The sequence below is a fragment of the Polynucleobacter sp. MWH-Loch1C5 genome (assembly GCF_018881775.1).
Taxonomy (GTDB): Bacteria; Pseudomonadota; Gammaproteobacteria; order Burkholderiales; family Burkholderiaceae; genus Polynucleobacter.
Map to the genome: position 1 here is coordinate 824,409 of NZ_JACVPR010000001.1, position 23,374 is coordinate 847,782.

Sequence of the window (23,374 nt, forward strand, 5' to 3'; positions counted from 1 at the left end):
GATTAATTAAATGCGCATCGGCATAACAACATACTTGAAACCATCTTGTTTAGGTATGGTGATCACAGCACTACTATTGGAGTCACCTAAACTAATTTGAATAGTTTCATTCTTCAAATTAGCTAATACATCTAACAAATAAGAAACATTGAAACCAATATCAATCTTGTCACCTTCGTATTCTGTTTCAATATCTTCTTGTGCTTCTTCCTGTTCAGCATTGGTTGACTGAATTGTTAAACAGTTTTCACTCAAAATACAACGAACCCCTTTGAACTTATCACTGGTCAAAATAGCGGCTCTTTGAAGTGCAGACTGGAGTAATTCACGACTAACAGATAGCGTGTTCTTGTGGCCCTTAGGAATAACCCTTTGGAAATCTGGGAACTTTCCTTCCACCAATTTAGAAAGAAGTTCTACATCACCAAAATTAAATTTAATCTGATTGCTTGATAAAGAAATTGCTACAGACTCATCAGAATCTTCTAATAAATGTTGTAACTCAAGAATTGTTTTTCTTGGAATAATGACTTCCTGTTTAGCTCCTGATCCAGTAGGCTCTTTATCTAAAACGATATGGCTATACGCTAAACGATGGCCATCTGTAGCAACGGCAATCACAGTTTTACCTTCTACAACCAACAACATACCGTTCAAGTAATAACGAATATCTTGTTGCGCCATTGCAAAGTACACCTGGCTGATCAATTGCTTTAATGACTTTTGAGACATTTCCCATTTCGCCAAGATATCTGATGATTCAGACATCATCGGGAACTCAGAAGCAGCTAATGTTTGTAAAGTAAATTTACTCTTGCCGCTTTGTACAACCATCTTGCTATCTTTCATCGATAGCTTAAGTTCTGATTCTGGCAGCGCACGCAAAATATCTACTAGTTTTCTCGCTCCCACAGTGGTGCTGAAGTTATCACTACCTACACCAAAGTCTGCATGAGTCGTAATTTGAATTTCGATATCTGTAGAGATCAAAGAAACAGATTGACCATTTTTTTTCAGAAGTAAATTTGCAAGGATGGGTAGTGTGTGTCTACGTTCAACAATGCCACTGACAAGTTGTAATGGTTTGAGTAATTTGTCTCTTGATGCACTAACCAGATCCATGGTTCTATTTCCTATATTTATTAAGTTGTATATATATCTCTAGTAGTAATAGTAAGACTTGCGTTTTTCTGTGGATAAGCAAAAAAACATTTATTAATCAGTATTTTACACCTAAGAAATGCCTGTGGATATGCTTTGGATAGCTTGTGGATTGATGTTAATAACTTTGTTAAAAAATTTAGTTTTGTAAGTTGTTCACAAATTATTCACAGCTAATTCAAGTACTTATCCAAATACTTATACATGACTTATCTACACAGTTATACACAGGGCTAATCTTAGTTTTTTAATGCTTGTTCGAGAACATGTAATTCATGATTTAGCTGGTTGTCTCGAACACGTTCCTCAGCAATCTTTCGTACCGCATGTAATACCGTTGTGTGATCTCGCCCACCAAAAAGCTCACCAATTTCAGGCAGACTTTTTTGGGTTAATTCTTTAGCAATGTACATTGCAATTTGACGAGGCTTAGCAATATTCGCGGGCCGTTTTTTTGAGTACATGTCAGCCACTTTGATGTTGTAAAAATCAGCCACCGTTTTTTGAATATTCTCAACAGAAATTTGCCTGTTTTGAACAGACAAAAGGTCTTTTAAAGCTTCTTTGGCGATCTCAATAGTAATCTCTTTGCCATGAAAACGAACATAGGCCAAGATTTTTCGCAAAGCCCCTTCTAGCTCGCGTACATTGGAGCGCAGGTGTTTCGCAACAAAGAAAGCGACGTCCTCAGAGAGTGGCAAACCTTCTGCAAGGGCCTTTTTCATGAGGATAGCCACCCGCATTTCTAATTCGGGTGGCTCAATCGCCACGGTCAAGCCCGAGTCAAATCGCGATATCAAGCGATCATCAATGCCAGAGATTTCTTTGGGATAGGTATCGCTAGTCATGATGACTTGAGATTTATTTGCAGTAAGTGCTTCAAAAGCGTAGAAGAACTCTTCTTGAGATCTGGGCTTGCCTGCAAAGAATTGAATATCGTCAATCAACAGAAGATCTAAGGAGTGGTAGTACTGCTTAAACTTATCAAAAGATTTTTGTTGATAGGCTTTAACCACATCAGAAACATATTGCTCAGCGTGGATGTAACGAATTCTGGCCTGAGGCTTTATTTGTAGAAGGTGGTTACCGATAGCGTGAATCAGGTGTGTTTTACCCAAGCCCACGCCACCATATAAATACATGGGGTTGTAAGAGGTTCCAGGGTGATTGGCCACCTGAATAGCTGCTGCACGCGCTAGTTGGTTGGCTTTACCCGTCACGAAGCTATCAAAGGTCAAATTAGGATTGAGTCTTGAGCGGTTATCAATGCCAATACTTGGTAAATCAGTGCTTGGCTCGGAGTCTTCCGCTGCGCCTATTTGTGGCGCAATAGCCGGCTCTTCTTCTGTATTTGAGCTTTCAGAATTGAGTAATTTAATCTTCGGATCCAAGACCCAATTCAGCTGTATAGGGGCTTCAAAATACTCTTCAGCTAATGCGTTAAGTTTTTGATTAAATTGGGTTTTTGCCCAATCTAGCTTGAATCTATTAGGGGCGGCCAAATCCAAAACCTTGCCGTCGTTATCATAGGCAATGGCATATAAAGGCTTGATCCAGGTTTTAAATTGTTGAGGAGTTAGCTCTCTACTAAAGGCTGTCTCAACATATCCCCAAAATCCCTCTAGACTTTTATTATTAGTGACGTTTTCAGTATTGGTGATTGTCATAGTTGTCTCATATTTGACGAAATTGTAATTTCCAATCAAAGTTATCCACAAAGGATAAGTCAGTGGATAAGCTGTGGATAACTTGTGGAAAACCGCTAATCTTATAAAAAACAGCAGCTTAGACCCTGAAAAATATTTTTTAATATTTACATCTATTGACGAACGCTGCCAAATCACACATAATCTGCGGTTCCCTAGGAAAAGACTATGAAACGTACATACCAACCATCCGTAACTCGTCGCAAACGCACTCATGGCTTTCGTGTTCGCATGAAAACCAAAGGTGGCCGTCATGTTTTAAATGCCCGCCGTGCCAAAGGACGTAAACGTCTCGCCGTTTAATAGCGCAGATACAAACTCAGCGACTGGTAGCCAGGGCTTCCCACGCTCTAGTCGCCTGAGTGATGCTGGCGTGATATCTAAAACGCTCGCCCAAAAACCTCTAAAAAAAACGCATTTAGCACTTCACTCTCATCAAAGTGGTGATGTTGGGCTTGCTTTAGCCATTCCTAAAAAGCTGGCAAAGCGTGCCGTTGACCGCAATAAAATCAAGCGCTTAATTAGAGAGGCCTACAGGACTCAACCCCAAGAAAAAAAACAACTCTGGGGCTCTGTCGTTGTGCGCCTACATAAAAAAATAGGTCAAATAAAGAACCAGTTGTTCAAGAAACAAGAAAAAGAAATGGCCATGGAAGTTAGGCAGGCGTTTGATGCTAAAAAAAATCCTTAAAGGTTTGATTCGTTTTTATCAGCTCACCTTGAGCCCTTTCTGGGGTTCACAATGCCGGTTTCATCCAACATGTTCACACTACGCCATAGAGGCTATTGATAAACATGGTGCATTAAAGGGCTTTTTTATGGCCATTTGGAGAATCCTGAGATGTAACCCCTTCGCCAAAGGGGGGCTTGATCCTGTACCCGAAAAGTCTAGGGAAAAGAAAACTTAAAAGACTACAATTCACGTTTAAACAATTTTTAGCAAAAAGTAAAAAATAATGGATATCAGAAAGACCTTGCTTTGGGCCATCTTTACGATTTCGGCCATCATGTTGTTTGACTCATGGCAAAGACATACTGGGCAACCATCCCTATTTTCTCCAGCGACGCCGGCCGCAACAGCCCCGCAAAATAATGCAACTGGTGCCGCTGGTGGTGCATCCAGTGCTACGGCAAACGCTGATTTACCTAAAGCGGTAGCGAACAATAACGCTAGTGCACCAGTAGCGTTGAGCAACAGAGCCGGTGAAATCGTTTCTCTAAAAAATGAAGTGCTAGATTTAGAAATTGATACCTTAGGTGGTGTTGTTGCCAAAGCACAATTACTCAAGCATCAAGATGATCAAGGTAAGTCTGTCATCTTATTTGATCGAAGCAATACGAGACAATATTTTGCGAGAACTGGCTTAGTAACACCTTCTGGTATTGAGTTACCTAATCACACGCAAAACTACAGTGTTATTCGTAAAGATGGTCAATCTGTTGTTATGGCGACAGAAAAAAATGGCGTGCGCTTAGAAAAGACATTTACTTTAGCGGCGAACTCATATGTTGTTGAACTTAAACACACGATAAAAACTAATAATCCACAACTCGGTCAAGCAAGCTTATATGCTGAATTGGTTAGGGACGGGACTAAGCTTGAAGAAAGCATGTTCTACAGTACCTTTACTGGCCCTGCTTTATATACCGATGGCGAAAAATTTCAAAAAATTGAATTTGCAGAAATAGAAAAAAATAAAGCCAAATTACCTGCAGCCCAAACTCAAGGTCAAAACACATGGGTGGCCATGGTGCAACATTATTTTGCTACTGCCTGGGTCCCTAGTACCGAAACCCATCGTGACCTATATGTTGGTAAGTTAGACAATAATCAATATCGTATCGGTGTTCAAAGTCGTGTTGAAAATCTGGCCCCAGGACAAGAACAAACTCAGACACTTAAGTTGTTTGTTGGCCCACAAGAAGAGCGTTTATTAGAACAAACAGCGGTAGGTTTAGAGTTAGTTAAAGACTATGGCTGGCTCACCATATTGGCAAAACCGATTTTCTGGTTGCTTGAAAAAATTCATACCTTTGTGAATAACTGGGGCTGGGCGATTGTGATTCTCACAATCTTAATTAAGCTCGCCTTCTTCCCCTTGTCTGCCGCAAGTTATAAATCAATGGCTCGTATGAAAGAGGTTCAGCCACGTTTGCTTGACCTCAAAGAGCAATATAAGGGCGATCCACAAAAGCTTAATCAGGCGATGATGGAGATGTATCGTAAAGAAAAGATCAATCCATTGGGCGGATGTTTCCCGGTCTTGATCCAGATCCCTGTGTTTATTGCTTTATATTGGGTGCTATTGGCATCCGTTGAAATGCGCGCTGCCCCTTGGGTGCTGTGGATCCATGACTTATCAAAGCCAGATCCGTATTTCATTTTGCCGATCATCATGGCGGTGTCGATGTTTATTCAAACAAAGCTCAACCCAACGCCACCAGATCCATTGCAGGCTAAGTTGATGATGTTTATGCCGATCGCATTTTCGGTGATGTTCTTTTTCTTCCCCGCGGGCTTGGTCTTGTATTGGGTTGTAAACAACATCTTGTCAATTGCACAACAGTGGCAAATCAACAAAATGATTGGCACTAAAAAACTACGTAGCTAATGAATGTAGTGCGCGACCCCATTATTGCTTTAGCAACGGCAAGGGGTCGTGCAAGTGTAGGTATCGTTCGAATATCTGGACCACATCTTGTAGATTTGATTCATGCGATATGTGGCCAAGCACTCAAGCCTCGGCAGGCAAGCTTATTAACCTTCAAAGATCGTCATCAAGAAGCAATTGATGAAGGTTTAGCAATTTACTTTGCTGCACCACACTCATTTACTGGCGAAGATGTTTTGGAGTTGCAGTGTCATGGCAGCTCATCGGCCCTCGACCTCTTGATAGATGAATGTTTATATTTGGGTAAGTCTCAAGGTTTAAGGCTTGCAAAGCCAGGGGAGTTCAGTGAGAGGGCTTTTTTAAATGGCAAGATGGATCTTGCCCAAGCCGAAGCTATTGCCGATTTAATTGATGCGGGCTCAAGTTTGGCAGCCAAGAGTGCTGTGAAATCATTAAAGGGCGATTTCTCAAAAAAAATACATGGGTTCTTAGATGCGCTTACTGAATTACGCGCTCTCACAGAAGCTACGTTAGATTTTCCCGAAGAAGAAATTGACTTTATTGAACAGTATGCAGTTGTTGGTCGTTTAGAGAAAATTCAAAACCAGATTAAAGATATTTTGCGGGCGGCTAAACAAGGCGCTATCTTGAGAGATGGCATACAGATTGTTTTGGTAGGTCAACCCAATGTGGGGAAAAGCTCTTTACTGAATGCTTTGGCTGGGGATGAGGTGGCTATTGTTACGCCTGTGGCGGGAACGACACGGGATCGTTTAAAAGAAACAATACAAATAAATGGTATTCCTCTGAATATTGTGGATACAGCGGGCCTGCGTGACACAAGCGATGCTGTTGAGGCAATTGGTATTGAAAGAACTTGGCAAGCGATTGAACAAGCCGATGTTGTTTTACATTTGCGTGATTTGACTTCATTAGACGATAGTCATGTGGCGGATCAAGCGCTCTTGGAAGAGATTGTTGGGCGACTTGAAAAAAGAGTGCCTATAAGAACTATTTGGAATAAGTTAGATCAAAACCCCCATGTAAAACAAGCTACAAGCGAAGATGAATGGGGCCCCAAGGACTTTTTTATTTCAGCGAAGACGTCTGAGGGGATCGATCATTTAAAAGAGAACTTATTGAAAATGGCGGGTTGGCAGCCGGAGGCCGAAGGTACCATCATGGCGCGTAAGCGTCACATTGAGGCACTTAATGAGGCTCAAGGGCATATTCAAAAAGCTCTTGCCGAATTAGCGCAAGGGGCTCAATTCATAGACATAGCAGCAGAAGAGATGCGTCTAGCGCAAGAGGCCTTGAGCACAATCACGGGCGAGTTTTTGCCTGATGATTTATTAGGAAAAATTTTTAGTACTTTTTGTATTGGTAAATGAGCATGCATATTGGTCAAGTTGTCCTGGCCGGTGGTGGAAACCGTTGCTGGTGGCAAATTGGTTTTTGGCATCGCCTAAATGAAATAACTCCTATAAGCACTAACCGGATTTATGCCATTAGTGCGGGTTCAGCGACCGCCTGCCTACTATTTACCCGTCCGGGTCGAGAGGGTGCTGAGCATGCCTTGGGCTACTATCGCCAAACTCTAGAAGGTGTGAACAGAAACGTTTATTGGGAAAATCTTTTCAGCAAAGAATCTATATTTCCTCATCACTCAATTTATAGAGGTGCTTTGATGCATATGTTGGTACCAGGCTTTGAGCATTTAAAGTCGGCACCTGAAATACATATTGGTTTAGCCATCACGCCACCCTATTTGAATGCACATTTTGCTGTTCTAACCGGCTTGTTGGCTTATAACTTAGAAAAGCATTTATTTAAAAGTTTGCACCCCCGCTTTGGTCGGGCTTTGGGTTTTACACGTCGCTTTGTCCGGGCGCAAGACTGTAAAACGCCTGATGATTTAGCCGAGTTAATTTTGCAGTCCTCATGTACCCCGCCATTTACGCCTGCCATGGTCCGTGATGGCCAAGCCGTTTTAGACGGCGGCTTGGTTGACAATGTGCCCATCGATGGCCTCACCTTTGACGAGAAGCTTGTGGGCAACAATAAAGTAATTGTTCTGTTGACGCGTCGATATCCCTTACCGGATATTTTTATTAGAAAAATCAAAAACTTGAATGTTTTATACATTCAGCCCAAAACGAAGGTGCCCATCTCAAGCTGGGATTACGCCAATTACCATTTGATGCCAATAACCTATCAACAGGGTTTAAATGATGCTGAAAAATCGTTAAAAGACCCTATCTTCATGGATTTTCTTAGGGAAGACACTAGCCTCGTGTAAGGCTAATTTGGCTACAAAGTGGTATCCTTACGTCATTCCAATCACACTAACCATACTATGAATCAACCAACAATTAAGGGTGTGGCCGCCCTCAATGTGCCGTCTTATGTCAAGCATGAGAAATTGATTGCGTGGGTTGCGGAAATTGCCGCCCTGACTCAGCCAGATAGCATCTATTGGTGTGATGGCTCAGAAGAGGAGTACAACCGTCTATGTGACCAAATGGTGGCAGCGGGAACTTTGAAAAAACTTAATCCAGCTAAGCGTAAGAACTCTTACTTAGCTTGTTCAGATCCTAGCGATGTGGCACGTGTAGAAGATCGCACCTATATTTGTTCTAAGAAAAAAGAAGATGCGGGCCCGACTAACAATTGGATGGACCCCACAGAAATGCGCGCTACTTTGCAGCCACTATTTACAGGTTGCATGAAAGGCAGAACCTTATATGTCGTGCCATTCTCTATGGGCCCATTGGGTTCGCCTATTGCGCACATTGGTGTGGAGTTATCTGATAGTCCTTATGTAGCTATCAATATGCGCATCATGACACGTATGGGCAAAGGTGTATTTGATGTCTTGGGTACTGATGGCGAGTTTGTACCTTGTGTACATACTGTTGGTAAGCCATTGCAAGCGGGTGAGAAAGATGTTGCATGGCCATGCAACAGCACGAAGTATATTGTTCATTATCCTGAGACGCGTGAGATTTGGTCATTTGGTTCTGGCTACGGCGGCAATGCCTTGTTGGGCAAGAAGTGCTTTGCTTTGCGTATTGCCTCTACTATGGGCCGTGACCAAGGATGGTTTGCCGAACATATGCTGATCTTGGGTGTTACATCGCCTGCTGGCAAAAAATATCATGTCGCGGCAGCCTTCCCTTCAGCTTGTGGCAAAACAAACTTTGCGATGTTGATTCCACCACAAGGTTTCAATGGTTGGAAGGTAACAACGATTGGTGACGATATTGCTTGGATTAAGCCACGCAAAGATGCTAAGACGGGTAAGACTCGCTTATTTGCGATTAACCCAGAGGCGGGCTATTTTGGTGTTGCTCCAGGAACTAATACCCTCACTAATGCCAACTGTATGGCTTCTTTGAATGAGAATGTTATTTTCACGAACGTCGCCCTCACAGATGATGGTGATGTTTGGTGGGAAGGTATGACTGATAAAGCGCCTGATCATTTGATTGATTGGCAAGGTAAGGACTGGACGCCTGCAGATGGTGCTGCTGGACGCAAAGCCTCTCACCCTAATGCACGCTTTACAGTAGCAGCAACGAATAATCCCGTGATTGACCCAGAGTGGGACAATCCTGATGGTGTGCCTATCGACGCATTCATCTTTGGTGGACGTCGTTCCAATACGGTGCCTTTAGTGACTGAAGCGCGCAATTGGATTGAAGGTGTTTACATGGCTGCCACGATGGGTTCTGAAACCACGGCTGCCGCTGCTGGTCAGCAAGGCGTGGTTCGTCGCGATCCATTTGCGATGTTGCCATTCGCTGGTTACAACATGAGCGACTACTTCCAACATTGGTTAAATATGGGCAAGAAGCTCGAGTCTGAGGGAGCTGATTTACCAAAGATCTATTGTGTGAACTGGTTCCGTAAGGATGAGAACGGTAAATTTGTATGGCCAGGTTATGGTGAAAACATGCGCGTTCTCGCTTGGATGTTAGAGCGCATTGAGGGTCAGGCCGGTGGTTTGAATAATCCTTTTGGTACAACCCCGTCTCATCAGGACCTCAATTGGACTGGCTTGGATTTTTCTGCTGAGCAATTTAATAAGGTCACCTCTGTAGATAAAGATGCATGGTTGGCTGAAATGAAGTTGCACGATGAACTATTCCAGCAACTGTCTTATCACTTGCCTAAAGAGCTTGTAGAAACCAAAAAGGCATTGGAAGCGCGTCTAAGTGCATAAGAGAACTGCTAAAGCTTAGTTGCTAGTGATGTAAAAAAGGCCCCTTAGGGCCTTTTTTATTATTCTGTGCAAAAGTAAAGATTAAAAACCGGGGCTTTATTCAACTATTTAGCTGCTAGCCTAGGAAACATATTGCTTGGATTGATATGTGCGCCGCCGCGCATTACTTCATAGTGTAGGTGGGGTCCTGTTGAGCGACCGGTATTACCTACTTTGGCAATCACATCGCCACGTTTGACCGTTTGTCCAACGCGAACCATGAGTTGGCTAGCGTGTGCGTAGCGAGTTTTGAATCCTTCTGCATGATTAATTTCAACAACGTTGCCATAGTGTCGATCCCAACCAGCACGACTAACAACGCCACCCGCAGAAGCCAAAATAGGAGTGCCTACTGGTGCGGAAAAGTCGATACCCTCATGACGTGCCATTTGTTGTGTAAATGGATCAATACGTAAACCGAAGCCACTGGTTAATGAAAAACCACCTTTAATGGGGATTTCTGTTGGCAGACTAGCTAACCAGTTAGCCTGGCGATGCCATAGGTCTGTGATTTCAGAAACACTTTTCTTGAACTCAGAAACATCTTGAAGAGAAGCATCTAAAGTTGAAATCAAGTCCTGAGTTTGAGTCTTAGAGTTGGTGTTGAGTTTAAGAGGGCCACCCTTACCATCCCCTTTGGGCGCAAGATTTTTGACTGCGCTCGGTGTGGCCATATCCATAAAGCGGTCTTTTGCTTTTTGCAACTCTAGGATTTCACTGGCGGTTGCTTCAAGCTTTTCTTGAATTTGATGAAGGCGTACACGGTAGCCCTCTTCAATTTTGTCCTGTTCGGCTTGAGTTAAGACACCACCCATCGCACGTGCAATGTCAGGCCTTGCTTCAATCGCGATTCTTAAGCCCACGAAGTGCAGAATGCCACCGACTGCAATTAAAAATACAGCCATGCAGGCAATGGCAATGGCCACAGTCCTGAGCGTAATGGAAATTTTTCTAACTCGGCCCGTTGGACCTGAGACCCACATTAACTGCATGTTTTATCGGTTTTTATAGACGAAGGCGTATTATAAGTCTTTCAACCTGAGTTTTCGAGTAAAAAAGTGTTTGATGCCGTCGTCATTGGCGCTGGAATTGCGGGTGCCTCAGCCGTAAAGTCGTTAAAAAACAATGGCTTAAATAAAATCCTCTTGATGGATCGGGCACAGGATTTGGCGCAGGGTGCTAGCGCCCATCATCATGCTTTGTGCCACCCTTACATTGGTCGTGGCGCGAGTCGTTTACAGCGCTTGACCCAGCTTGCCTTTGGCGCAGTGCCAGAGGTCTGGGGCCGCTACTTTGAACAAACTGGTGTTTTCCATTTGGCAGGACCTAGATTTAAAGAGAAAAAAGATCTAAGTGAGCACTTGCAAACATTAGGTTTTGATACGGGCAAGACCCTAGCCTATGGGGCAACCGAGGCATATGCAGAATTTGGCATAGAGCAAACAGGTACATGGTTTGCCGATGGCGGCTATGTAAATTTGCAGCGCGCTGCCCAAGAAACGCTGGCTGACTTACCAAATCAAGATCGCCTTTTGGGTGTAGAAATTAATGCAATCAGGTATGTCAATAAAGTTTGGACTATAGACTTGGCTGATGGTGTAACTCATCGTGCTAAGCGAGTATTTATTTGTGCCGGCTATGGATCATCGGAATTACTTGAGGGATTGAAACTTGCTTATCCACTAAAACCAGTTCGAGGACAGTTGAGTTATCTGCGCAAAAAGGATGGCATACAAACTTGTCTGCCCAGAGTTCCGTTGACATCGGATTTTTATTACATACCTTATCAACAAGAAGATCAGGTACAGAAATTTATTCTCGGTTCTACGTATGATGAACACAATCAAGATTTGTCACCCTGGCCAGCCTCACATGAGGCCAATCTAGAGCAGTTCACAAAGCTATTGGGGCCAATTACTGGTCTAGAAATAGAAGATGCATATGTGGGGATTCGATGTGTGGCGCATGATCGCATGCCAGTGATAGGGCCGGTGCCCAATTACCCTGGACTCTATGTAATCACCGCTCTAGGCTCTAGAGCGGTGATGTGGACAGCATTAGCAGAGCGCTTAATGAGTGCTCATTTAAAGCAGGAGCTAAATCAGGCGTCTTTTTTTGCTGCGCGTTTTTTACTCGGGGACTTAGCCTTTGCGGGCTTTTCCGATGACTTGGTTTCAGCTTTTTCGCCAGCACGCTTTTTAGCAGGCGTCTCGAATTCAAAACCCACCTTACCCTTTTCATCACAGACTAGATAGGCCTTAAAGCCTCTTCCAGTTCTGAGCGACTTAAAGTTATTGAGCAAATCTGTTTTCTTCTCGCGCAATAACTTACCGACTTGCTCACGAGAAATTTCCTGTTGCAAGATAATTTTGCCAGTCGAGAAATCACACGTTTTTGCAGCACCTGTACTGTGTTCGCAAACGTATTTCATGCCGTGTTCGTAGACGGCGCCAGAACATTTGGGGCAAGCGCCTACCGCTTCTTGGCCCGTGAAGTCGGCGGGCTCTTCATCTTCAGCAGCACTGTTACCGAAATCAAATTCCAATTTATAGCCAGCATTTGGATAGTCTTTGTCATCCTCAGGAATGCTCACTAGTTTGATGATTGCCGCAAAAGGTCGACCCATCTTGCTGCGAAATCCTTGTAATGGGCCGATTTCTTTATTGGCCAGCAGCTCTTCGGCCTCATGTGTTTCGAAGGCTCTGCCCCCCGGAATCTTACTAATAGAAAAACCGCACGATTCACAGGAGAAGCGACGATAGTTTTCCTTAACCACGCCTTTGCAATGTGGGCAGGGTGTTTTCAGTGTTGCATAGTCACCAGGGATCGTATCGCTGTCATATTCTTTGGCACGTTTAACTATGCGCTGAGTCATTTGTGCAATTTCTTGCATGAATGAGTTTCGATCAAACTGGCCTTTTTCCATGAGGGCCAGTTTGTGTTCCCAGTTACCCGTTAATTCGGGGTGTGTTAATTCTTCAACGCCAAGACCTCGTAGTAAGGTCATCAACTGGAATGCTTTTGCCGTCGGTATTAGTTCACGCGCTTCTCGAACAATGTATTTTTCAGCAAGTAGACCTTCAATAATTGCCGCGCGTGTTGCTGGTGTGCCAAGGCCTTTATCAGACATCGCTTCACGATAGTCATCATCATCAATAAGCTTCCCAGCACCTTCCATGGCAGAGAGTAGCGTTGCTTCGGTATAGCGTGCGGGAGGCTTGGTTTTTAGAGGAACTAACTCAACTTTTTCAGTGGCTACTTTTTCGTTTTCAGCAACGGCCACCAGTTCTTTATCTTCCTGATTGCTCTTGCCGTAAACGCTTAGCCAACCGGGTGTAATTAAAACTTTACCTTCGGTTTTAAAGTGATGGCCATTTACCTCGGTGATACGGGTCGTTACGCGGAACTCGGCAGCTGGGAAGAAAACAGCCATGAAACGTCTTACAACTAGGTCGTATAACTTTTGCTCAGGCTCAGATAGGTTTTTCGGAGCTTGCAAGGTTGGAATGATTGCAAAGTGATCCGATATTTTGCTGTTATCAAAAATCTTTTTATTAGGTTTTACCCAATGATTATTCAGAATCTGTGAAGCAAAGGGGTAGTAGTTGTCTGAACTATCAGCTAAAACCTCTAGTGTGCTCTTAACGGTCTCTAAATAATCTTCAGGAAGCGCGCGTGAGTCAGTACGTGGATACGTTAAGACCTTGTGTTTTTCATACAAGGCTTGGGCTAATCCAAGAGTGTTCTTCGCAGAAAAACCAAATCGCGCATTCGCTTCTCGTTGCAAGCTGGTTAAGTCAAACAGATGCGGCGCACTTTGTGTGCTAGGTTTTGATTCTTCTTTGACCTTGCCAGCAGTACCAGAGCAGGCCGCCACAATACTTTGGGCTGCTGCCTGACTCCAAAGACGAGACTCCTTTTTCTCGGGGTCGTTAGCCGCCTCTTTGCTATCTTTCTTAAATTTGGGATCAAACCACTTGCCTTGATAAATGCCTGCAGCACAGATGAATTCTGCGCTGACTTCCCAATAGTCACGGGAGTTAAATTTCCTAATGAGCTCTTCTCGCTCGACGACAATGGATAGTGTTGGTGTTTGTACGCGACCTACAGTCGTTAAGAAAAACCCACCCGCCTTACTATTAAAAGCGGTCATGGCACGAGTGCCATTAATACCAACCAACCAATCTGATTCTGAGCGGCAGCGTGCGGCATTGGCTAGGTTCATGAGTTCTTCATCAGGGCGTAGCTGAGCAAAGCCATCCCGAATGGCAGCGGGTGTCATCGATTGCAACCATAGACGTTGTACTTTTTGGCTAGCTTGCGTGTATTGGGCAATCAATCTAAAAATCAACTCACCTTCGCGTCCCGCGTCGCATGCATTGATTAATCGATCAATGTCTTTACGTTTAATGAGTTTTTTTAATACTTTAAGGCGCGCCTCAGTTTTAGCAATCGGCCTTAAGTCAAAGTGAGGGGGTATGACAGGCAAATGATTAAATGACCATTTGCCCCGTTTAACTTCATATTGCTCTGGGGCTGCAATTTCTAATAGGTGGCCTACAGCCGATGACACGACATAGTCATCGCTTTCAAAATAGTCATCATGCTTCGTGAAGCCACCTAAAGCACGTGCAATATCAGCAGCTACAGAAGGTTTTTCTGCAATGATTAGGGCTTTTAATTTATCTGTGGAGCCGGTACTTTTTGCCAATTTTTTGTTCCTTCAGACACTTTTTTGGGTCATTTCCTTTTTTCATTATTAACCGATAAATAAAAAATTAGGAAATTTCTCTGAATGTCCTTTCAATGGCAGCACAGAGACCAAGACCCGCTAATGATGTATAGAAGGCCTGTAAGTCTTTAATTCTACGAGGATATCTTCCAGACTATGGACTAATTTTGCGCCGTTTTGAATCAGCAAATGGCAGCCTCGGTGGGATATTCTGGTCACATCGCCTGGTATGGCCATGACTTCACGGCCTAATTCATTAGCAAAATCTGCGGTAATTAGGGATCCCGATTTTGGTGCCGCCTCTGTCACTATGGTGGCCTGACTGAGCGCTGCGATTAAACGATTGCGTTGTACAAAGAAGTTTGGCCTGACCTTTTTATCAGCAGCATATTCAGATATACATAGGTGATTTTTACAAATCTCTTTTTGAAAAAATAGATTTTCTTTTGGGTAGACTTGCGTCAGGGGGGTGCCGCAGACAGCCACTGTGCTGCCTGAACGGACTGCAGCCATGGCCCCAGTATGAGCTGCAGTATCTACCCCCCTCGCAAGACCTGAAATAATGACAAAACCCCGTCTCGCTAATTGATATGCCAAGAAATAGCTGAGGCTCAAACTTTGATGGCTGGGGTTGCGAGACCCTACGATGGCCACAATAGGTTTAGTCAGTAACTCTATATTTCCCTGGTAATAGATTTGACTTGGAGGATCGGCAAGATCAAATAGTTTGGGGGGATAATGCAGATCAGTCGGTTTCAGTGTCAAAATATTACTCATGCAAGAAATCTAAACTAGTACTTTGGAAATGAGAACTTCCAAATTACTTATTTTGTTGTAGGAATCACGATGGCTTTATTACCCATACTTCATTACCCTGATCCAAGACTGCATACCATTGCAAAGCCAGTGGAGCGCGTCGATGAGAAGATTCGTCAATTGGTTGCCGACATGGCAGAAACTATGTATGACGCGCCGGGGATTGGTTTGGCAGCCACGCAGGTTAATGTGCATCTGCAAGTTATCGTGATTGATTTGTCCGATGATCGGGATCAGTTACAGGTATTTATCAATCCTCAAATTACTTGGGCCAGTGTAGAGAAGAAAAACTGGCAAGAAGGTTGTTTGTCTGTGCCAGATTTCTTTGATGAGGTTGAAAGACCTGCAGAAGTCAAAGTTAAAGCTTTAGATATCGATGGCCAAGAGTTTGAAATTAAGGCTGATGGTCTCTTGGCTGTCTGTATTCAACATGAGATGGATCATTTGAAGGGCAAAGTATTTGTTGAGTACTTATCATCGCTGAAGCGAATGAGAATTTCTAGCAAACTCAAGAAAAAGGCGCGCCTGGCGCTTTGAAATGAAGAAAGTAGTTTTTGCCGGAACTCCAGAGTTTGCAGCGAAGGCCTTAGAGGCGATTGTGGCAGCTGGGTATCCAGTCGTGATGTGTCTAACGCAACCTGATCGGCCTGCCGGACGAGGGATGCATCTGCAGGCGAGCCCCGTCAAACGTTTGGCTCAGGATTTAAACATCCCTGTTTTGCAGCCCACCTCTTTGAAGGTCAACGGTAAATATTCAGAAGAGGCTCAAGCAGCACTCGCGCAATTACAAAACATTGAGTTTGATGTGATGATTGTTGCAGCGTATGGTCTTTTGTTGCCCCAAGAAGTTTTCGATATTGCTACGCGTGATGGGCGTGCGGGCTGTATCAATATTCATGCCTCCCTATTGCCACGTTGGCGAGGCGCAGCGCCTATTCAAAGAGCTATTGAAGCAGGCGATACAGAGACCGGGATCGCCATTATGCAAATGGATTTGGGTCTTGATACAGGCCCAGTGATTTGTCAAGAAAGCCTATCGATTGGTGCCGATGAGACGGCGCTTGATTTACACGATCGTTTGGCCGAACAGGGCGCGCGATTAATTGTGCAGGTCTTACATCGTTTAAATGAAGAAGGCGCAGTGTCTGCTATACCGCAAGCTGAATTAGGAGTTACTTATGCTGCCAAAATCCAGAAAGATGAGGCGCAGATTGAATGGGCCCTGAATGCAAAAGTACTGCATAAAAAAATTAGTGCCTTCAATCCTTTTCCAGGTGCAGTGGCATATTTGGATGAAGAAAAAAACAGTTTTATTAAAGTTTGGCGCTCATCTTTAGCGGATCCTCAAAAACAGAATTCAGACCCGGGGACTATCCTTGAAATCAATGATCAAGGTGTTTTGCTTCAGACCGGTGAAGGTTGTCTCTATTTAAAAGAATTACAAAAGCCAGGTGGTAAAAGACAAGATGCAAGCACATTCGCTTTGCAACAATCATGGTGCGTGGGCCAGCGCCTCTTTTAACCCCCTTGAAGACTCAACAATTGGACCTATATTAGATTGCCTCAGAGCCTCTAAAATAAGGCTTAGCTAGAACAAAGGAGTGAACCATGTTTAATTGGGTAAAAACCGCCATGTTGATGGCTGCCATTACCGCCCTATTTATTGTTGTGGGTGGCATGATTGGCGGTGAGCAAGGTATGTTGCTAGCCCTATTGCTAGCTTTAGGCATGAACTTCTTTAGCTATTGGTTCTCCGATAGCATGGTCTTGCGCATGATGAATGCGCGAGAGGTTGACGAGGTGACTGCGCCTCATTTTTATCGCATGGTTCAAGAGTTGGCTTACAAAGCCCAGTTACCCATGCCGCGCGTTTATTTGATCGATGAAGAAGCGCCTAATGCATTTGCTACAGGTAGAAACCCACAGCATGCAGCAGTGGCAGCCACTACGGGCATCCTAAGAATTTTGTCAGAGCGAGAGTTGCGTGGCGTGATGGCTCATGAGTTGGCGCATGTCAAACATCGAGACATTTTGATTTCTACAATTTCTGCCACCATGGCAGGCGCCTTATCAGCCCTTGCTAACTTTGCGATGTTCTTTGGTGGTCGTGACTCAGAAGGACGCCCTGCTAATCCAATAGCGAGTATTTTGGTCGCGATTTTGGCGCCATTAGCGGCAAGTCTGATTCAGATGGCTATTTCTCGTGCCCGTGAGTATGAGGCTGATCGTGGTGGTGCAGAAATTTGCGGTGATCCTAGCGCCCTAGCTAGCGCCTTGGATAAGATTCATCGTTATGCGAGTGGGCAACATTTTGATGCTGTAGAGCATCACCCTGAAACAGCTCAAATGATGATCATGAACCCATTATCAGGTGGAGGCATTCAGGGTTTATTCTCCACCCACCCACCGACTGAAGAGCGTATTGCACGATTGATGGAAATGGCCAAGACAGGCAGCTATCCTGGTTGATTCAGCAAAAAAAGGAGTTAACTTGGCCGAGGCTATCGTTGCCTCAGCCAAAGTAATTTCACAGGTTCAAGCGGGGCAGTCACTCAGCCAACTACTGCCAACGCTTGATAATAAGCTAAGGCCTGCTGTTCAGAGCATCGTTTTTCAGGCTCTCAGAAAAGCATCTTGGGCCGATGCCATTATTCAAGATTATTTGAGTCGTGCGCCATCTGATGAACTTAGGCAATTACTAAGAGTAGCGATTGCCCTATTGCCAGATGGTTCTGAGCAAAATACTTATTCTGCTCATACGCTCGTTAATGAAACTGTTAAAGCAGCGGCGCTATCTAAAAAAACATTTCATGCTAAGGGCTTGTTGAATGCGGTGATGCGTAAACTCATTGGGCAGACCTCGCTTTATCAAGAATACCCTTTAGATCAATACTTACCATTTCCGCAATGGTGGCAAAACAAAATACAAAGAGCGTACCCCGATCAATTTACCAGTATTTATCGCTCAGCTTATCAAGCCGCGCCCTTAACCATACGTCTAAATTTAAAAAAACTAAATACTCAAGAAAAAATCAAGGCGTATCTGGATTCCTTATCAACAGCTGGCTTTGATTGGATCGACTGTCCAACAATCTCTGGACATAACTTAATGCAGGCGAAGATTATTCTCAATCCAAAACCTGTGCAGCTGATTCCGGGTTTTGATTTGGGTTTATTTTCAGTACAAGATGCGAGTGCACAGTTAGCGGCCAAGCTAATCGATGTGCCGCCCAAAGCCATGGTCCTGGATGCTTGCGCGGCACCTGGAGGTAAAACCGCGCACATACTAGAAACTTACGATGTTACCGTTGATGCAGTTGAGATTGACCCTGAGAGGGCGGCGCGCATTGATGAGAATTTACGGCGTTTGGGATTAGAAAATTATCGAATAGAAGTGGCAGATGCCAGTGCCAATCTGGGCAGTTTTGAGCAAGAGCGATATGACGCCATATTAGCGGACGTGCCATGTTCGGCTTCCGGCATTTTTCGTAGACACCCCGATATTCCCTATCTTCGCTTAGCCGAAGACATCAGCCAGTTAGTTGATATTCAAAGAAAAATTCTCAAGAACTTGTGGTCAAGGCTTAAGCCCGGTGGTAAATTACTCTACGTGACTTGTTCAATATTCCCTGATGAGGGTGAAGAGCAGGCTCAGTGGTTGATGCAACATTTAGCCGGGATTGCTCGTCATGAGGCCCCTGGCCAAATCTTGCCATCAGAATTTAACGACGGGTTTTATTACGCACTTTTTTCAAAACAATAAAGTTCACAATGCGCTTTGCCATTAAAAAAGTAATAACTTTTTTTGGGGCCGCAATATTGGCCCTTGGTATAGCGCATGCGCAGAGCCTAGCATTCAAATCCATAGAGCTTTTAAATAAGGATAAAAATTGGGTGCTAGCTTCTAAGATTTCTTTAGAGCTTAATCCCACCTTAGAGCAATTTGTCAAAAAAGGACTAACTCTTTATTTCGTTGCTGACTTTCAATTAAGTAAATCTCGTTGGTACTGGTTTGATGAAAAAATTGTCGAGCATTCTCGGGTAATGAAAATTACCTACCATGCGCTCACTAATCAATATCGTGTCACATTAGATGGCTTGAGTGTTGTGGCCCCCTCATTGAAAGACGCGTTGACTGTGGTGGGAACCATTGAGGATTGGCCGGTCATTGAGCAGGCCCAGGTTGTAGATGGTCAAGTCTATCAAGCTGCTTTAAGAATTCGTTTAGACACGAATCAATTTGCGAAGCCTTTACAGGTAAACGCTCTCAACTCGAAATCTTTAAATATGCAAAGTGATTGGCGACGCTTTGAGTTTGTGCCCAAGAAGGTTGCTCCATAAGCATCATGCTCAATACTTTTGCAAAACCATTTTTTGTTAGCTTAATTGCGATATTGGCATTGACACTTTTAGTGCTCTTAGCCTTGGCGTCCGCTAATACACAGTTTTTTGATCAGTATTTCACTTGGCTTTATGTTGCCAATATTGTCATTGGCCTCATATTTTTATTTGTCATTATCACGCTGGTATTTAATTTGTGGTTGCGCTGGCGAAAGGGCCAATTTGGTTCTAAGCTGATCATTAAGCTCGCCGCTTTTTTTGCTTTAGTGGGCGTCTTGCCGGGTGCCATTTTGTATGGCGTATCTTTACAGTTTGTGTCTCGTAGTATTGAGTCTTGGTTTGACGTTAAGGTTGAAAACGCCCTAGAAGCCGGCCTCTCATTGGGTAAGTCAACAATACAGATAACCCGCCAAGATTTATTGCAAAAAGGCACAGAGCTCGCCACAGAAATTGATGCGATTAGTCGTCGTTCTGGCGAGGGTGGTTTAACACTTCTTTTATCTAGACAGCGACAACAAATAGATTTAGATGAGCTCACACTTTTGGTGAACGCTCAAAAAGTGGTAGCTTCCTCTACAACGGGTTTGGTTTCATACGCCAGTCAAATGGGTGTTGTCGATAAGTTAGATCAAGCCAAATTAAAAGGTAGCTATATTGAGATTGATGAGCCTAACCGTGAGCTTGATAAATCGAGCTATACCATCAAGATATTGATACCGATTTACTACGGATCATCGTCTTTGGGCGTCTTTAATCTACGTAGTCGTTCAGAAGATCGTTTTTTATTACTGGTTAAGAATCTACCAGTAGGTTTAAGTAATAATGCATTAGCAGTTCAAGAGGCCTATACAGAGTATCAAGAGAAAGCTCTCGGTCGTTCAGGCTTGAGAAAGATGTATATCGGCACTTTGACCATCAGCTTATTCTTGGCCATGTTCATAGCGATGGGGCTTGCTTTCTATTTGGGCCGACAGCTTGCCTATCCTTTAATTACTTTGCTCAAAGGCACTAAAGAAGTCGCAGAGGGTAATTTGAGCCCGAAGCCAGAAATCAATACCGGTGATGAACTGGGCTTACTCACTAAGCAATTTAATTTGATGACTTCTCAATTAAGAGAGGCCCGCACATCGATAGAGCAGGCTAGGAAGTTTTCTGAAACTGTTTTGTCTAACTTAAGTGCTGGTGTTTGTGTGTTTGATATAGATTTTCGTTTGGTACTTGCTAATAGTGGTGCCGACAGAATCTTTTCACTGCCATTGCAACAAGCGCATGGCAAAAAATTATCAGACTTTCCTAAGTTGGTGCGATTAGAGCAAATGGTGCAAGAGGCTTTTGCTACCCATGAGGTGATTTCTGATGATGACCATTGGCAAAAACAATTAATCTTGGATGATGGCTTAGCTATTGATCCGCAACATGAACATGGAATTACTTTGTTGGCGCGTGGCTCTAAGTTGTCGACAGGACAATATATTTTAGTTTTTGACGATATATCGGACGTGGTCAGCGCTCAAAGAGCTTTGGCTTGGGGCGAAGTCGCAAGACGTTTGGCACATGAAATAAAGAACCCACTCACGCCCATACAGTTATCTGCTGAACGTTTGCAGCAAAAGCTATCGGATTCTTTAGAGCAATCACAAAAAGAGTTGTTAGAAAAAAGTACCAATACCATCATTAATCAGGTGCAAGCCATGAAAACCATGGTGGATGACTTTAGAGACTTTGCTAAAACACCTGAAGCAAATTTACAAGATATGTCTTTAAATGGCTTGATTGAAGAGTTGCTAGGTTTGTATGAACAAGTAGGCATTCAAGCGCAGCTGGATTCTCGTTGCCCTATGATGAAGGGTGACCCGACACAATTGCGCCAGGTGATTCATAATTTGTTACAAAACTCGATGGATGCATCTTCGGATGCTGGCCGACAGCCTGAAGTGATAGTCAAAACTGAGTATCTACCCTTTACCGCAACTAGCACGAATGGGAAAGGCGTCATCAGAATGACAGTGAAGGATAGTGGAAGCGGTTTCTCGGCGAAAATTTTAGCTAGAGCGTTTGAGCCCTATGTCACTACGAAAGCTAAGGGCACCGGTTTGGGTTTGGCGATGGTGAAAAAGATTGTTGATGATCATCAGGCGAAGATTGAAATTAGGAATATCGTCGTCAATGAGAGTGTCACGGGTGCAGAAGTATCAATATTATTTAATCGTTTGGTGTAACTATGGCAAGCATATTGGTTGTAGATGATGAAATGGGAATTCGTGAGTTACTCAACGAGATCCTCACTGATGAGGGGCATACAGTCATTGCCGCAGAAAATGCAGAAGAGGCTAGACGTGCTCGTGATAACTTAGATCCAGATTTAGTTCTTTTAGACATTTGGATGCCTGATATTGATGGTGTCACATTACTTAAAGAGTGGTCGACAAACGGTAAGTTAACGATGCCCGTTGTGATGATGTCTGGGCATGCCACGATTGATACGGCTGTAGAAGCAACTCGCATTGGCGCGATTAACTTTTTAGAAAAACCAATTGCTTTACAAAAGTTATTAAAAACTGTTGAGGCGGCTTTGGAGAAGGCACCTCCTAAAGAGTTTAGAGAGCCCCCTGCCTCACTCGATCTTAAAGAAAAGCCAATCAATGAGGTTGCTAAGATAGAAAAGGTTGACTCTACTCGTCCAGCAAGTAGCTTTGATACAACCTATGTTGATCTACCACTAAGAGAAGCCCGGGACTTATTTGAAAAAGCTTATTTTGAATATCATTTGGCTCAAGCACAGGGCAGTATGACCAGGGTTTCTGAAAGAACAGGTTTAGAGAGAACCCACTTGTATAGAAAATTAAAGACTTTGGGGATAGATGTCAGTGCCTATAAGGCTGAATAATCTATAGCGGTAATTATTTGTAGCCTAGGCTTTATTAAGCACAGTCTAAAACTAATCATCTCTTTTATCCCTAACGCATTGATGTACTGATTAGGTGATATGGTTGACTTAACTAAGACACCCGATAACTTGCCAATTCCAGAAGATGATGGTGCCGCTAATCATCTAATTGGAATGACTTTGCCCAAGTTATCTTTACAAGCCACCAATAATCAAAAAATAGATTTTTCTTCGCCTAGCAAGTTTTTAGTTATCTACTGCTATCCAATGACTGGAAGACCCGATCTGCCATTACCTGATGGCTGGGATGAGATACCTGGTGCTCGAGGTTGTACGCCACAAAGTTGTTCATTTAGAGACCACTACAAAGAATTACAAGAGTTGAAAGCTGAGGTAATTGGTCTAAGTGTTCAAACGACTGAATACCAGAAGGAAATGGTAGAAAGACTTCATTTGCCATTCCCAGTTGTCAGTGATGCTGACTATAAATTTCAAAAAGCTCTTGGCTTGCCTACATTTGTTGCCTCAGGAATGACTTTACTTAAGCGATTAACGCTCATAGTTAAAGAGGGAAAGATTGTTAATGTTCATTATCCAATTTTTCCAAGTGATAGCGATCCTGCTTGGGTTATTGATTATTTAAAGGCTAATCAGTAAATAGTCCTAACCGTCAGCAGGATTGAACATCCTTACAGAGCTTAGGATTAACGGCGTTGAGGCAGGGTTAACACAGTCCAACACATTTCTTTATTGTTCATATCAAATAAGCTATAATCTCGCTTCTTGGCTCGGTAGCTCAGTCGGTAGAGCAGAGGATTGAAAACGCTAATTTTTGAGTAAAAGACAGTTCAAAAA

20 protein-coding genes and 1 pseudogene are annotated in these 23,374 nt (G+C 43.5%); 16 read left to right on the forward strand and 5 right to left on the reverse strand.

The window, feature by feature from the left end; translation table 11 throughout:
• Positions 1–6 precede the first annotated feature (6 nt).
• Positions 7–1,122 (reverse strand): DNA polymerase III subunit beta, encoded by a 1,116-nt coding sequence (gene dnaN, locus ICE94_RS04190; protein WP_216149171.1) that lies wholly within the window; start codon positions 1,120–1,122, stop codon positions 7–9.
• Between the two features lie 278 nt (positions 1,123–1,400).
• Positions 1,401–2,828, reverse strand: coding sequence for a chromosomal replication initiator protein DnaA (gene dnaA, locus ICE94_RS04195; protein ID WP_216149173.1), 1,428 nt, complete (start codon positions 2,826–2,828; stop codon positions 1,401–1,403).
• A gap of 207 nt (positions 2,829–3,035) precedes the next feature.
• On the opposite strand from dnaA, the gene rpmH reads away from it, so the two are divergent.
• The 7 genes from rpmH to ICE94_RS04230 are packed head-to-tail and all read left to right on the forward strand — an operon-like array spanning position 3,036 to position 9,704.
• Positions 3,036–3,170, forward strand: a complete 135-nt coding sequence (rpmH, locus tag ICE94_RS04200; protein ID WP_088812781.1) for a 50S ribosomal protein L34 — start codon at positions 3,036–3,038, stop codon at positions 3,168–3,170.
• Positions 3,139–3,558, forward strand: coding sequence for a ribonuclease P protein component (locus tag ICE94_RS04205; protein WP_216149175.1), 420 nt, complete (start codon positions 3,139–3,141; stop codon positions 3,556–3,558). Before rpmH ends, ICE94_RS04205 begins: the two co-directional genes overlap by 32 nt.
• Positions 3,539–3,775, forward strand: a complete 237-nt coding sequence (gene yidD / locus ICE94_RS04210; RefSeq protein WP_216149177.1) for a membrane protein insertion efficiency factor YidD — start codon at positions 3,539–3,541, stop codon at positions 3,773–3,775. The genes ICE94_RS04205 and yidD overlap by 20 nt, the downstream gene beginning before the upstream one ends.
• A gap of 48 nt (positions 3,776–3,823) precedes the next feature.
• The gene (yidC, locus tag ICE94_RS04215) at positions 3,824–5,479 is read left to right on the forward strand and encodes a membrane protein insertase YidC (RefSeq protein ID WP_216149179.1); all 1,656 of its coding nucleotides are present in this window, start codon (positions 3,824–3,826) and stop codon (positions 5,477–5,479) included.
• Positions 5,479–6,870 (forward strand): tRNA uridine-5-carboxymethylaminomethyl(34) synthesis GTPase MnmE, encoded by a 1,392-nt coding sequence (mnmE, locus tag ICE94_RS04220; protein ID WP_216149181.1) that lies wholly within the window; start codon positions 5,479–5,481, stop codon positions 6,868–6,870. Before yidC ends, mnmE begins: the two co-directional genes overlap by 1 nt.
• Complete coding sequence (locus ICE94_RS04225) at positions 6,867–7,778, forward strand: patatin-like phospholipase family protein (protein ID WP_216149183.1); 912 nt, start codon at positions 6,867–6,869, stop codon at positions 7,776–7,778. Before mnmE ends, ICE94_RS04225 begins: the two co-directional genes overlap by 4 nt.
• Before the next feature lie 57 nt (positions 7,779–7,835).
• Positions 7,836–9,704 (forward strand): phosphoenolpyruvate carboxykinase (GTP), encoded by a 1,869-nt coding sequence (locus ICE94_RS04230; RefSeq protein WP_216149185.1) that lies wholly within the window; start codon positions 7,836–7,838, stop codon positions 9,702–9,704.
• A 104-nt stretch (positions 9,705–9,808) separates the two neighbouring features.
• Here the strand turns inward: ICE94_RS04230 and ICE94_RS04235 are convergent, their stop codons facing one another.
• On the reverse strand, positions 9,809–10,735 hold the full coding sequence (locus tag ICE94_RS04235) for a M23 family metallopeptidase (RefSeq protein ID WP_255539080.1): 927 nt from the start codon (positions 10,733–10,735) through the stop codon (positions 9,809–9,811).
• Between the two features lie 66 nt (positions 10,736–10,801).
• Between ICE94_RS04235 and ICE94_RS08460 the strand changes: the two are divergent.
• A pseudogene (locus ICE94_RS08460) lies at positions 10,802–11,794 on the forward strand (FAD-dependent oxidoreductase); the annotation flags it as partial.
• Between the two features lie 50 nt (positions 11,795–11,844).
• Here the strand turns inward: ICE94_RS08460 and ICE94_RS08480 are convergent.
• Positions 11,845–14,454 (reverse strand): DNA topoisomerase III, encoded by a 2,610-nt coding sequence (locus ICE94_RS08480; RefSeq protein ID WP_216149187.1) that lies wholly within the window; start codon positions 14,452–14,454, stop codon positions 11,845–11,847.
• A gap of 120 nt (positions 14,455–14,574) precedes the next feature.
• Positions 14,575–15,252, reverse strand: a complete 678-nt coding sequence (gene dprA, locus ICE94_RS04245) for a DNA-processing protein DprA (protein ID WP_216149189.1) — start codon at positions 15,250–15,252, stop codon at positions 14,575–14,577.
• A 69-nt stretch (positions 15,253–15,321) separates the two neighbouring features.
• Here dprA and def point away from each other — a divergent pair, with 69 nt between their 5' ends.
• The 8 genes from def (at position 15,322) to ICE94_RS04285 (ending at position 23,176) form a co-directional block, all read left to right on the forward strand.
• Positions 15,322–15,828, forward strand: coding sequence for a peptide deformylase (gene def / locus ICE94_RS04250; RefSeq protein WP_216149191.1), 507 nt, complete (start codon positions 15,322–15,324; stop codon positions 15,826–15,828).
• Position 15,829: 1 nt separating this feature from the next.
• Positions 15,830–16,813 (forward strand): methionyl-tRNA formyltransferase, encoded by a 984-nt coding sequence (fmt, locus tag ICE94_RS04255; protein WP_216149192.1) that lies wholly within the window; start codon positions 15,830–15,832, stop codon positions 16,811–16,813.
• 86 nt (positions 16,814–16,899) lie between these two features.
• Positions 16,900–17,760 (forward strand): zinc metalloprotease HtpX, encoded by an 861-nt coding sequence (htpX, locus tag ICE94_RS04260; RefSeq protein WP_216149194.1) that lies wholly within the window; start codon positions 16,900–16,902, stop codon positions 17,758–17,760.
• A gap of 22 nt (positions 17,761–17,782) precedes the next feature.
• A complete protein-coding gene (gene rsmB / locus ICE94_RS04265; RefSeq protein WP_216149196.1) occupies positions 17,783–19,054 on the forward strand; it encodes a 16S rRNA (cytosine(967)-C(5))-methyltransferase RsmB in 1,272 nt (423 codons plus the stop codon).
• Positions 19,055–19,110: 56 nt separating this feature from the next.
• The gene (locus ICE94_RS04270) at positions 19,111–19,632 is read left to right on the forward strand and encodes a DUF4390 domain-containing protein (protein ID WP_216149198.1); all 522 of its coding nucleotides are present in this window, start codon (positions 19,111–19,113) and stop codon (positions 19,630–19,632) included.
• A 5-nt stretch (positions 19,633–19,637) separates the two neighbouring features.
• A complete protein-coding gene (locus ICE94_RS04275) occupies positions 19,638–21,851 on the forward strand; it encodes an ATP-binding protein (RefSeq protein WP_216149200.1) in 2,214 nt (737 codons plus the stop codon).
• 2 nt (positions 21,852–21,853) lie between these two features.
• Positions 21,854–22,519, forward strand: a complete 666-nt coding sequence (locus ICE94_RS04280) for a response regulator (RefSeq protein ID WP_216149202.1) — start codon at positions 21,854–21,856, stop codon at positions 22,517–22,519.
• A 99-nt stretch (positions 22,520–22,618) separates the two neighbouring features.
• Positions 22,619–23,176 carry a peroxiredoxin gene (locus ICE94_RS04285; protein ID WP_216149204.1) on the forward strand — a complete coding sequence of 186 codons (558 nt, stop codon included), beginning with the start codon at positions 22,619–22,621 and terminating at the stop codon, positions 23,174–23,176.
• Positions 23,177–23,374 lie beyond the last annotated feature (198 nt).